At 73.5% G+C, this 12,232-nt stretch carries 9 protein-coding genes; 4 read left to right on the top strand and 5 right to left on the bottom strand.

Annotated elements, in window-relative coordinates; translation table 11 throughout:
• The first annotated feature begins 107 nt into the window (after window positions 1-107).
• Complete coding sequence (locus ABZX67_RS10830) at window positions 108-776, top strand: response regulator (protein ID WP_355357101.1); 669 nt, start codon at window positions 108-110, stop codon at window positions 774-776.
• A 74-nt stretch (window positions 777-850) separates the two neighbouring features.
• Here the strand turns inward: ABZX67_RS10830 and ABZX67_RS10825 are convergent, their stop codons facing one another.
• Window positions 851-1,636, bottom strand: coding sequence for a hypothetical protein (locus ABZX67_RS10825; protein WP_355357099.1), 786 nt, complete (start codon window positions 1,634-1,636; stop codon window positions 851-853).
• A 394-nt stretch (window positions 1,637-2,030) separates the two neighbouring features.
• On the opposite strand from ABZX67_RS10825, the gene ABZX67_RS10820 reads away from it, so the two are divergent.
• Window positions 2,031-3,065: a lytic polysaccharide monooxygenase gene (locus tag ABZX67_RS10820; RefSeq protein ID WP_355357291.1), complete on the top strand. Its 1,035-nt coding sequence runs from the start codon at window positions 2,031-2,033 to the stop codon at window positions 3,063-3,065.
• An 83-nt stretch (window positions 3,066-3,148) separates the two neighbouring features.
• Here ABZX67_RS10820 and ABZX67_RS10815 read toward each other — a convergent pair whose 3' ends face one another.
• The 3 genes from ABZX67_RS10815 to ABZX67_RS10805 all read right to left on the bottom strand — a co-directional run bounded on the left by ABZX67_RS10815 (window position 3,149) and on the right by ABZX67_RS10805 (window position 8,764).
• Window positions 3,149-4,030, bottom strand: coding sequence for an alpha/beta fold hydrolase (locus tag ABZX67_RS10815; RefSeq protein WP_355357097.1), 882 nt, complete (start codon window positions 4,028-4,030; stop codon window positions 3,149-3,151).
• A 331-nt stretch (window positions 4,031-4,361) separates the two neighbouring features.
• The gene (locus tag ABZX67_RS10810; RefSeq protein WP_355357095.1) at window positions 4,362-5,321 is read right to left on the bottom strand and encodes a hypothetical protein; all 960 of its coding nucleotides are present in this window, start codon (window positions 5,319-5,321) and stop codon (window positions 4,362-4,364) included.
• Window positions 5,318-8,764, bottom strand: coding sequence for a DNA polymerase III subunit alpha (locus ABZX67_RS10805; protein WP_355357093.1), 3,447 nt, complete (start codon window positions 8,762-8,764; stop codon window positions 5,318-5,320). Before ABZX67_RS10805 ends, ABZX67_RS10810 begins: the two co-directional genes overlap by 4 nt.
• Window positions 8,765-8,938: 174 nt before the next feature.
• Between ABZX67_RS10805 and ABZX67_RS10800 the strand changes: the two genes are divergently transcribed.
• Window positions 8,939-9,946: a DUF3533 domain-containing protein gene (locus ABZX67_RS10800; RefSeq protein WP_355357091.1), complete on the top strand. Its 1,008-nt coding sequence runs from the start codon at window positions 8,939-8,941 to the stop codon at window positions 9,944-9,946.
• Between the two features lie 72 nt (window positions 9,947-10,018).
• On the opposite strand, the gene ABZX67_RS10795 is transcribed toward ABZX67_RS10800, so the two are convergent.
• Window positions 10,019-11,092, bottom strand: a complete 1,074-nt coding sequence (locus ABZX67_RS10795; protein WP_355357089.1) for a S1 family peptidase — start codon at window positions 11,090-11,092, stop codon at window positions 10,019-10,021.
• A gap of 234 nt (window positions 11,093-11,326) precedes the next feature.
• On the opposite strand from ABZX67_RS10795, the gene ABZX67_RS10790 reads away from it, so the two are divergent.
• On the top strand, window positions 11,327-12,214 hold the full coding sequence (locus ABZX67_RS10790) for an alpha/beta fold hydrolase (protein WP_355357087.1): 888 nt from the start codon (window positions 11,327-11,329) through the stop codon (window positions 12,212-12,214).
• The last annotated feature ends 18 nt before the right edge of the window (window positions 12,215-12,232 follow it).

Genomic DNA, 12,232 nt, shown 5'->3' with positions numbered 1-12,232 from the left:
CGGAAGGGTGTGAAGTGGCCCACATGTTGCCCGCGCGTTAAGAAGCTGTCTCCCTTCCGCAACCAACGGACGTTGTGGTCCTTGTGGTCGCGACCTAGCGTGTCGCCGTGACGAAGGTGCTGGTGGTCGACGACGACTTCATGGTCGCCAAGCTGCACGGCCGCTATGTGTCCGCCGTGGACGGCTTCGAGGTCGTCGGGGTCGCGCACACCGGCGCGGAGGCGCTGCGCGCGGCCGGCGCCCTGCGTCCGGACCTGATCCTGCTGGACGTGTATCTGCCCGACATGGACGGGATCGGCGTGCTGCGCGCGCTGCGGGCGGCGGGGCACGGCGTGGACGCGCTGTTCATCACGGCGGCGCGGGACGCGGGCACGGTCCGCTCGGCGCTGCGCGCCGGGGCGCTGCACTATCTGATCAAGCCCTTCAGCCAGGCGGCGCTGCGGGAGCAGTTGCTGCACGTGGCGGCGTTGCGCAGCCGGCTGGACGCGCTGGGCGAGGCGCGCCAGGAGGACGTGGACCAGATCTTCGGGACGCGGCCGCCGGGCTCGCGCGAGCTCCCGAAGGGCCTGGCGCCGCACACGGCGGAGCTGGTGGACCGCATCCTGCGAGCCCACCCGTCGGGCCTGTCGGCCACGGAGTGCGCGGAGGCGGGCTCGCTGTCGCGCGTGAGCGCCCGCCGCTACCTGGAGTACTTCGCGGAGACGGGCCGGGCGGAGGTGACCCTGCGGTACGGCGGCACGGGCCGGCCGGAACGGCGGTACCGGAGGGTGGGGTGAGACACGGCCGAGGCCCGCCCTGCCCCGGGGGGCGGGACGGGCCTGGACGGGCCGGACGGGGTCCGGCGGTGGTGTCAGCCGCCGAGCTTCTCCAGGTCGACGATCTGGTCGGCGGGCGGCGCCGTCACGGTGACGGGCTTGCCGAAGTCGCGGAAGTCGCCCGAAGCGGGCGCCTCGCCGCCCACCACGGTGTACTTGAGCAGGTACGGCTCGCCCTTGGCGGCGACGTAGAGCGTCGTGGTCTCGGCGCCGTCCTTCTTGGTCAGGACGGCCGCGGGCTGCCCGTCGACGGTGGTGTCGGCGCCCCGGGTGAGGCCGGTGACGTCGTCGCCGACGTCGAGGAGGCCGTCGGAGTCGCACATCTCGGCCATGCCCTCCGCCTCGGCGTCCGCCTGCGGCATCTCCACCCAGCGGCCCTTGAGGATCTCGACCATGGCGTCGACCTCCTCCTTGGGGCTGTCCTCCTCGCCCTGCCGCCAGTACTTCTCGTCGCCCTTCAGGTAGTAGGCCTTCGCGGCGTGCCGGAACTGCACGCTCGCCCCTTCGCTGGTCAGCGTGCCATCGCACTCGCCGGTCTTGCTCACCACGACCTCGAAGGTCTCGGGCACCTTCTCCACCGTGTCGGTGACCTTGGCCTTGAGGGAGTCGACGGCCTTGGTGACGTCCAGCGACTTGTCGGCGATCTGGTCGGCCGTCATCCCCGCGAAGGGGTCGACCGGCTTGGCCGGCGACGGCGACGCGCTCGGAGCCGCCTTGCCGGCCTTGTCGGACGAGCCGCCGTCACTCTTCGAGCACCCCGTCAGGGCCAGGGCCACAGCGGCGCACACGGCCGCGCTCACGAGCGTCTTGTTGATCGCCATGATTGTTCTCCTCATTCGCATGCGCTTCAGCGCGTCATGCCAGACCCTTGAGGTCACACCAGGGATGTACGCCTCAAACGTGATGTCCGACACAGGCGGCGAAGGGCCGTCTCGGCAGCCTGCCGAGGCCGACGCGGGGCCGGGGCGGGGGGCGGGGCGGGGGGCGGAAGGCGCCGCTACCTGAGGCTGCTCTTAGCGCCTCCTTAAGTGGAGCATAAGAATCCCCATCAGCCGCTCCCAGCAGGCGATTTCGCGGTTTCGAGGGGCTAGCTTGCTGATCACCGGGCTGATCCGGGCCGTCGGCGCCGAGCTCATCGGGGGGCTGCGCCGCCCGTCCGGATCCGTTTCCGTAGCCACCCCCCACATCGCCGTTCCCTCGAAGGAGTACGTCACCATGAGCCCTCGCCGCCGTACGGCCGCCGCAGCCGCCGTCCTCGGGGCCGCGCCGCTCGCGCTGGCAGGACTGGCCGCCTCCCCGGCCGCCGCGCACGGGACGATGACGGACCCCGTCAGCCGGGTGTCCGCCTGTTACGCCGAGGGGCCCGAGAGCCCCGACTCGGCAGCCTGCAAGGCGGCGGTCGCGGCGAGCGGAGCGCAGGCGTTCTACGACTGGAACGAGGTCAACATCGCCAACGCCGCCGGGAACCACAAGCGGCTCATCCCGGACGGCAAGCTCTGCAGTGCCAACCGCGACAAGTACAAGGGGCTCGACCTGCCCCGGGCCGACTGGCCGTCCTCGCCGCTCGCCGCCGGCAGGCACACCTTCCAGTACAAGGCGACCGCGCCGCACAAGGGCTCCTTCGAGCTGTACATCACGAAGGACGGCTACGACCCGTCCAAGCCGCTGAAGTGGTCGGACCTGGAGGCCAGGCCGTTCGCGACAGTCACCAACCCGAAGCTGGAGAACGGCTCGTACGTCTTCGACGGCGTCGTCCCGGCGAAGTCCGGGCGCCACCTGATCTACTCGATCTGGCAGCGCTCCGACTCTCCCGAGGCGTTCTACACCTGTTCCGACGTGGTCTTCGGCAAGGACAGCGGCGGCTCCGCCCCGGCGCCGACCGCCTCGGCCCCCTCCGACCAGCAGATCCAGGACGGCGCCGACCAGTCGACGGTCGACCACGGCGGCCACGGCGGCGACGACCACCACCACACCCCGCAGCCGTCGACGGAGCCCAAGGAGCAGGAGCAGGCGAAGGACACGAACGACACGCCCGAGGCCAACGCGCCGCAGGCGAACGGTGCGGGCACCCCGTCGCCCGCCGCCGCGCCCGCGACCGCGCCCGGCGGGGAGAACCTCGCCGAGACCGGGGCCGACGGCATGACCCCGTACGTGGCGGTCGGCGGCGCGGCCGTCCTGGCGATCGGTGCCGCGGTGCTCTTCGGCGCCGCGCGCCGCAAGTCCGCCCCGGCGGGGCGGCACGGCCGCTGACGGCTGGCAGACCGACGGTGCCGGGGTCCGCGCGGAGGCGGGCCCCGGCACCGTCATGTCCGCCGGGCGCGGGCGCCGGGGCGTCAGCCGAGGACGGACCCGCAGGTGGTGGGCGTCGCGTGCGCCGGGTCGAGCGCGTTCACGACCTCGTGGAACGTGATCCGGTCGGACAGCCCGATCGCCACGTGCTCGGAGAGGTCCAGCGGGCACAGGTCCTGAAGCAGCACGTTGCGGACGTTCGGGCCGTCGAGGAACTGGGAGCGGTACGGCGTGACGACCTGGTCGTACTTGGTGGCGATGACGGTGTAGTCGACGCCCGGGACGGTGTCGCCGCCCTCGTTGAGCTTCGTCATGAACGGCGAGCCGGCCACCTGGTCGGCGAGGGCCGGGGTCTTCTCGTTCAGCAGGTCGGCCACGCCGGGGAAGTACGGCAGCAGCGCGGTCAGGCCGAGCAGCGTGGTGCCGTGGTTGTCGGGCGCGATGCCGACGAGGGCGTTCACCTTCTCCGCGCCGCCGAGGAACTTGAGGTAGTAGCGGGGCATCATGCCGCCCTGCGAGTGGCCGACGAGGTCGGCTTCGGCGGCGCCGGTCGCGGCGAGGACCTCGTCGACGTACGCGTCGAGTTGTTCGGCCGACTTCGCGATGGGGCCGAGGCCGTGGACGAACGGCACGCCGGGCAGCTGCCCGTAGTCGAGCGAGAAGACGCAGTAGCCGCGCCGGACCAGGTACGGCGCGAGGCCGAGCCAGTTGTCGACGGAGTTGGCGAACGTGCCGTGGACGAGCACGACGGGCCGGGGGTGGGCGGCGGACGGCTTGCAGGAGTAGTCGTTCCAGCCGCTGCTGGGCGCGGTGGCGGCCTGGGCGGTTCCCGCGCCCGGGGCGAGGGTCGCGGCGGCGAGGGCGAGGACGGCCAGCGTCGCTCTGAACGCGCGCCGGAGGCGCGAGGGCATGCGTGAGGGCAGCATCGAGTGGTCTCCCTGCGGCTCAAGGAATGGGTGAGGCGTCGGCGGGACGCCCCGTGGCCCGGACCACTGATGGGGGACGCGACATGGGGACTGCCGCGTTCATGCCAAGTTACGTGCGGGTAGCGGAGGGTGGGAAGTTACGCGTCGGTAAAAAAGAAGCGGAGTTACCACGTCGACCCCGCCCGCGCGTGACGGGACGACAGGAGGCGCGCCGGCGCCGCCTCGACCGCACCGCGCGCCCCGCTGACCGTACGCCGCGTCGACCGCACCCCGGCCCGCGCCGACCGTACGCCGCCCCGCTCGCCCCCGACGCCTACGCCTACGCCTACGCCTACGCCGCCAGCGAGCCCGGCCCGATGATGCCCGGCCCGAACCGCGCCCGCGCCTTGTCCGCCACCGCCTCCAGCCGCCGCGCCTTCTCGTCCGCCGCGTCGAACGTCAGCTGGTGCGCGGCGTGTTCGGCGGGCATCAGCCCCTCCGCGCGCAGCCCCACGGCCCGCACGCGCGCCCGCTGCAGCCCGAGCGCCTCGTGCATCGCGTACGCGGTGGCGGCCAGGTCCGCCGAGTGGGCGCTCGGTTCGCGCAGCGTACGCGTCCGCGTGGTCGAAGTCCGGTCGGCGTACCGCACGGTCAGCGTCAGCGAGCGGCACACCTGCCCCTCGCCCCGCATCCGCGCGCCCAGCTCCCCGGCGAGCGACAGCAGGGCGCGCCGGTGCCGCTCCTGGTCCAGCTCGTCGCGGTCGAAGGGCCGTTCGGCGGCGACGGAGCGGGAGGCGGCGTTCGGGACGACGGCCGTGCGGTCGACGCCCCGCGCCCGCTCCCACAGTTCGCGCCCGGCCCGCGCGCCGACGATCCGCTGGAGCACGGCGAGCGGCGCGGCGGCCACGCGCCCGATGGAGTCGAGCCCGTACGAGCAGAGCGTGCGCGCGGTGGCGGGGCCGACGCCGTACAGCGCGGCGACCGGCTTGTCCCGCAGGAACGCCTCGGCGTCCTCCACCACCAGCGTCGTCCCGGGTGCCGCGTCGCGCGCCGCCATGCGCGCGAGCATGGGGTTCGGCCCGGCCCCTATGGCGCACTCGACGCCGTACAGGGCGAGCGCCCGGACGCGGATCACGGCGGCCAGCTCGGCGGGGCCGCGCCCGAAGTACCGTACGGCCCCGCGTACGTCGGCGAGCGCGGCGTCGGGCGGCGCCGCCTCGACGACGGGTGTGAACTGGCCGAGCATGCCCACGAGTTGCGGCAGCAAGGCCTCGTACATCGGCTCCAGCCGGAATCGTACGTAGAGGATCATCCCGCGCTCCCCTGACTCTGGTGCCACAGCTTCTTCGGGACCTTCGCCGTCCCCTCGCCCGCCGGGCGCAGGTCTGCCCAGGGGTTCATCTCGTAGCCCGTCGGCATCGTGATGCGCCGCCCGCTGTCGGAGGGCGACGGCGGGGCACCGCCCGGCGCCGGCTCGGCCAGCCGCGCCGCGACCGCGTCCAGGCCGCCCTCGCACCGCAGCTCCACCAGTTCGGCGAGGTTCCAGGCGGCGGAGCCGACCACGCTGAGGCTGCGCGGGCCGCGCCGCTGCACCACGCCGCGTACGAGCAGCAGCCAGGAGTGGAAGACGGTGTGCGCGCACCGCTCGTGGCTGTCGTCGAAGAAGGCGAGGTCGACCAGGCCGGTCCCGTCGTCGAGCGTGGTGAAGATGACGCGCTTGCCGGACCGGATCGGCGGGGTCTGGGTGGCCGCCTTGGCGCCCGCGACCAGCACGGTCTGCCCGTGCGGTGCCGTGCGCAGCCGCTGCGCGGAGACGACGCCGAGCTCGGCGAGGAAGGCCTGGTGATCGCTCATCAGGTTCCGCGAGGCGTCCATGGACAGCACGCCCAGCTCGGCGCTGAGCCGCTCCTCTTCGGTGAGGTCCGGCAGCCCGATCGGCGCGGACCTCCGGCCGCCGGCGAGCGGCAGCTGGTCGCCGTAGGAGCCGGAGCCCCGCTGCATGCGGTGGAGTTCGGAGAGGTGCAGCAGCAGGTCGCGGCGGTTGCCGCCGAAGGCGTCCAACGCGCCGACCTGGGCGAGCCGTTCGGCGACGGGCCGGCTGGGCCTGGCCCGCTCCCAGAAGTCGAGCAGCGAGGCGTACGGCTGCCCGGCCTCGATGCGCGCCGCCTCCGCCTCGCTCATCCCGTGGACGTCCGCGAGGGCGAGCCGCAGGCCCCACTTCCCCAGCGAACCGGACACCAGTTCGATCCGGTGGGCGACCGCCGACCGGTTCACATCCACCGGCAGCACCGGCACCCCGCGCCGCCGCGCGTCCGCCAGCAGCAGCCGCTTGGGGTACATCCCGGGATCGTGCGTGAGCAAACCGGCGTAGAAGGCGGCCGGGTAATGCGCCTTCAGCCACGCCGACTGGTACGTCGGTACGGCGAAGGCCACCGCGTGCGCCTTGCAGAAGCCGTACGACCCGAAGGCCTCGACGATCTCCCAGGTCCGGGCGACCACGTCCTCCGCGTACCCCTTCGCCCGCGCGTGGTGCTCGAACCAGACCTTGATGCGGCCCTGCGACTCGGGGTCGGACAGCCCGCGCCGCACCGCGTCGGCCTCCTCCCGCCCGCAGCCGGTCATGATGTCGAGGATCTTGATGATCTGCTCGTGGAAGACGACGACTCCGTACGTCTCCTTCAGCGCGTCCTCCAGGTCCGGGTGCGGGTAGCGGACGGGCGCGCGGCCGTGCCGGGCCTCGATGAACGGCCGCACCATGTCGGCCGCGACCGGTCCGGGCCGGAAGAGGGAGATGTCCACGACCAGGTCGTGGAAGGTGGACGGCTGGAGCCGTCCGACCAGGTCGCGCTGGCCCGGCGACTCGATCTGGAAGCAGCCGAGCGTCTCGGCCGACCTGATCAGCCCGTACGTGGCGGGGTCGCCGGGCCGCACCTGCTCCGGGTCGTCGATGTCGACGACCTCGCCGCTCGCCCGCTCGACCTCGGCGACCGCGTGCGCCATCGCCGACTGCATCCGCACCCCGAGCACGTCGAGCTTGAGCAGGCCGAGCTCCTCCACGTCGTCCTTGTCGAACTGGGACATGGGGAAGCCCTCGCCGCTGGTCGGCACCACCGGCGTACGCCGCAGCAGCGAGGCGTCCGAGAGCAGCACCCCGCACGGGTGCATGGCGACGCCGCGCGGCAGCGCGTCCAGCGCCTCGACCAGCTCCCACAGCCTGCCGTACTTCTCCTTCTCGCCCGCGAGCGCGCGCAGCTCGGGCAGCTCGTCCAGCGCGGCGCGGGCGTCGCGGGCGCGGATGTGCGGGAAGGACTTGGCGATCCGGTCGATGTCGGCCGGGTCCATGGACAGCGCGGCGCCCACGTCCCGTACGGCGTGGCGCACCCGGTACGTCTCGGGCATGGCGACGGCGGCGACCCGCTCGGGGCCGAAGCGGTCGAGGATCGCGCGGTAGACCTCCAGGCGGCGCGCGGACTCCACGTCGATGTCGATGTCGGGCAGCGCGGGCCGTCGCACGGAGAGGAACCGCTCCATGAGCAGGCCCTGTTCGACGGGGTCGGCGTGGGCGATGCCGAGGAGGTGGTTGACGAGCGACCCGGCGCCGGAGCCGCGCGCGGCGACCCGGATGCCCATCTTCCGGGTGTCCTCGACGACCTGGGCGACGGTGAGGAAGTACGTGGCGAAGCCGAGCCGCTCGATCGTCCGCAGCTCGTCCTCCAGGCGGGACCAGTACGCGCGCTTCCGGTCGTGGCCGCGCAGCACCATCCCGGCGGCGCAGCGCGAGCGCAGCACCCGCTCGGCGGTGCGCCGGTCCGCGCCGACGAGGTGCGCCTCGGGGAAGTGCACGCTGCCGATGCCGAGGTCGTCCTCGGGGTCGACCAGGCACGCGGCGGCGGTCTCCTCGGTGAGGGCGAGCAGCCGGTGCGCGGTGCCGCGGCGGAAGCCGGCGGCCTCGGCGACGCGCTCGGCGGTGGCCGCCATCGCGGCCGGGTCCTTGAGCCAGCGCTCCCCGCTGTCGAGGCCCTTGCGGGGGTCGATCGGCACCAGGCGGCGGGCCGCGTCGAGGACGTCGGCGACCGGGCCGAGGCCGGGGTCGGCGTACCGCACGGCGTTGCTGAGCACGGCCCGGACGCCCTGTTCGGCGGCGAGGCCGAGGGTGCGGGCGGCGTGCCGCAGGGAGCCGGGGCCGGTGCCGGTGCGGCCGTGGTGGACGACCTCCAGGCGCAGGGCGTCGCCGTACGTCTCGCGCCAGGGGGCGAGGAGCCGGGCGGCGCGGTCGGGCCGTCCGGCGGCGAGGGCGCGGCCGACCTCGGAGTCGGGCCCGAGCAGGACGGTCACGTCGTCGCCGTGGTTCTCCTGCCACGGCAGCAGCGGGCAGGGGCCTTCGGCGGCGTGCGCGGCGGTGATCAGCCGGCACACGGTGGCCCAGCCCTCCCGGGAGCGGGCGAGGAAGAGCGCGCGGGGCGCGGACTCGTCGACGAAGGCGCCGCCGCGCACGGGGGTGCGGCGGCGCTCGGTGCGCGAGCCCTCCTCCCGTACGGGCGCGCCGATCGCGAGGTCGACGCCGAACAGCGGGCGGACGCCCTCCTTGGCGCAGGCCAGGGCGAAGCGGACCGCGCCCGCGACGGTGTCGCGGTCGGTCAGGGCGACGGCGTCCATGCCGCGCTCGGCGGCGCGCGCCGCGAGCCGCTCCGGGTGGGAGGCCCCGTATCGCAGGGAGAAGCCCGAAACGGTGTGCAGATGCGTGAAGCCTGGCACCCGCACCTCCTGGATCGATCCGCTCTCACCTCCCCCACTCACCACCATAGACCAATTTCGAACGCCTGTACGACACCCTTTCCGAACGCCGCCGCCGAACGCCTCCGCCCCTCCGGGTCCGCCATTCAGCCCACTCCACCTGCGAAGACGCGGACCGCCCCGGAGCGTGGGGGCATGAAGTTCGCCGACGAGGTCAAGAACGCCGTCACCCCGCGGGCCGCGCTGCTGGTCGTCGGCGTCCTCGCCCTGCAGCTGCTCTTCATCGCCTCCTACGTGGGCGCCCTGCACCATCCGAAACCTCGGGACGTGCCCTTCGGCGTGGTGGCCCCCGGCCCCGCCGCCGCCCAGGCGGCCGACCGCCTGGGCCGGCTGCCCGGGGACCCGCTCGACCCCCGGGTGCTCCGCGACGAGGCGGAGGCGCGCCGGCAGATCATGGACCGGAAGATCGACGGCGCCCTGCTCGTCGACCCGCGGGGCACCACCGACACCCTGCTGGTCGCCTCCGGCGGGGGCGCCGCCCTCGCCAACGCCCTGACCCGGATCACCACCGAGGTCGAACAGAACCAGCGGCGCGCCGTCCGGACCGTCGACGTCGCCCCGGCCTCCCCCGGCGACTTCAACGGCCTCTCGGCCTTCTACCTCGTCGTCGGCTGGTGCGTGGGCGGCTACCTGTGCGCGTCGATCGTCGCGATCAGCGCGGGCTCCCGCCCCTCGAACCCCCAGCGCGCGATCATCCGCCTCGCCGTCCTCGCGCTCTCCGGAATCGCCGGCGGCCTCGGCGGCGCGCTCATCGTCGGTCCCGCGCTCGACGCGCTGCCCGGCAGCATCCTGGGCCTGTGGGGCCTGGGCGCCCTCGTCGTCTTCGCGGTCGGCGCGGCCACCCTCGCGCTCCAGGCGGTCACCGGTGTCGTCGGCATCGGCCTGGCGGTCCTGCTCATCGTGATCGCCGGAAACCCGAGCGCGGGCGGCGCCTTCCCGGCCCCGATGCTCCCCGACTTCTGGCGCGCGATCGGCCCCGGCCTGCCGCCGGGCGCCGGTACGTGGGCGGCGCGCTCGATCGCGTACTTCCGGGGCAACGCGGTCTCCGGCCCGGCGCAGGTGCTCGCCATCTGGGCGCTGATCGGCACGGTGATCACGCTGGTGGCGTCCGCCGTGCGCAGGGAGAAGAACCTGCCGGCATGACAAGGCCCGGGTCGCCACCAAGACGACCCGGACCTTGTGACCGTGTCAGCCGAACGGGTCGGCTGATGCGTGTCAGCCGATCCGCGCGCCGTACGCCGCCAGCGCCTCCGTCACCGGCTGGAAAAAGGTCGTCCCGCCTGTCGTGCAGTTGCCGCTGCCGCCGGAGGTCATACCGATCGCGGTGTCGCCCGCGAAGAGCGGGCCGCCGCTGTCGCCCGGCTCGGCGCAGACGTTGGTCTGGATGAGGCCGTGCACGATCTGGCCGTTGCCGTAGTTGACCGTGGCGTTGAGGCCGGTGACCTCGCCGGAATGCACCTGGGTGGTCGAGCCGCTGCGGGTCACCTTCATCCCGACGGTCGCCTCGCCCGCCTTGGTGATCTTCTGCACGCTGCCGTTGTAGAGGTTCACCTCGCTCGGCTCCGGGGCCATGCTGTGGTACCTGACCAGCGAGAAGTCGTCGCCCGGGAAGCGGGAGTCGACCATCGTGCCGATCGCGGGGCCGCCCGCGGTCGCCGACCAGCGGCTGCCTGCCTCGCCGCAGTGGCCCGCGGTGAGGAAGTACGGCTGGCCGTCCTTCACCACGTTGAAGCCCAGCGAGCAGCGCCCGCCCCCGCTGTGGATGGCGTCACCGCCCCGGAGGAACGGCCGGAACACACCCGAGGTGCGCTTCAGTTCGGCCTTCGACCCCAGGTCCCGCACCACGCCGCTCAGCTTCTCCCACGACGCGCCCTTCACGGTCCCGTCCGCCGTGACGACCATCTTGTTCGTCACCGGGTCCAGGGCCCAGGAGGTGCCCGGTATGGTCGCCCGCTCCCGCAGTGTCCGACCGGCCTCGGTGAGCTCGGCCAGGCTGTGCTCGACGACTCTCGCCTCACCGCCCGCCTCGCGTACGGTGTCGGCCGCGGCCTCGTCGACCACGTTGACCACGAGCGCCCTGGACTTCGCGTCGTAGTACGCGCCGGCCGCGTCGCCGCCGAGCCGCTCGGTGAGCGTCGAGGCAAGGTTTCCGGCCGCCGTCACCGACAGCGGCCTCACCTCCGCGTCGCTGGCGTTCGCCGTCTGGAACGTGATGCCCGCGCCCAGCAGGGCCACCGCGGCTCCGCCGGCCAGCGCCGCACGCCTTTTGGGTATGCGTCGATGCTTCAACTTGGACCTCCTGTGGGGGGCCGTACCAGGACAAGTGGGGTGACCTGACACGGAGGATGGGAGTCCACTATCCCGACGCAAACAGGTAGCACACAAGGTCGACTTCGGGACGCGCACGCGATTTTCACTATGCGCCCCCGGCGCTCCCACGCCGGTAAGGCGCCAATGCGTCCCCCGCGCGCCCCCTCTGATGGGTCATCATCAGACCTGTGACCCAGCGGAGGAGGCGGGGGCTTGCGACGTCGCGTACGCACGGCGGACGGCCGGCATCTCATGGTGGAGCGCCTCGGGGACCCGCGGGGCCGTCCCGTCTTCCTGCTCCACGGCACACCGGGCAGCAGACTCGGTCCGGCACCCCGCGGCATGGTGCTCTATCAGCGCGGAATGCAGCTCATCGCCTACGACCGCCCCGGCTACGGCGGCTCGGACCGCCTGCCCGGCCGCAGCGTGGCGGACGTGGTCCAGGACGTCACTGCCATCGCCGACGCGCTGGAGCTGGAGCGGTTCGCGGTGGTGGGCCGCTCCGGCGGCGCCCCGCACGCGCTGGCCTGCGCGGCGCTCATCCCCGAGCGGGTGACGCGCACCGCCGCGCTCGTCACGCTGGCGCCCCGTGACGCGGACGGGCTCGACTGGTTCGAGGGCATGGCCGCGTCGAACGTCATCGAGTACACGGCCGCCACCACCGACCCCGACGGCGTCGCCGCCCGCCTCACCCCCCGCGCCGACGCGATCCGCAAGGACCCGGTCCGGCTCCTGGACGACCTGCGCCGCGAACTGACCGCCTCCGACCGGATGGTGGTCTCCGACGCGGGCGTCCGCTCGATGCTGCTGCGCAACTACCAGGAAGCGCTGCGGACCTCGGCGTACGGCTGGATCGACGACGCCCTGGCCTTCTGCAGCCCGTGGGGCTTCGACCCGGCGGACATACCGGGCGAGGTGCTCCTCTGGCACGGCGAGCAGGACGTCTTCTCGCCGGTGGGCCACTCACGCTGGCTGGCCGCCCGCATCCCCGGCGCGACGGCCGTACTGGAGCCGTCGGCCGCGCACTTCGACGCGCTGCACGCACTGCCCCGCGTACTGACCTGGCTCCTGGAGGAGCCCCCGGCCCGGCCGGTGCCCTAGGGCCCGGGGCTCCGGGCC

The organism is Streptomyces sp. NPDC003036, from assembly GCF_040611175.1.
Lineage (GTDB): Bacteria > Actinomycetota > Actinomycetes > Streptomycetales > Streptomycetaceae > Streptomyces.
The sequence above is the reverse complement of the archived record's forward strand: the minus strand, read 5'-3'. Positions and strand labels throughout refer to the sequence as shown.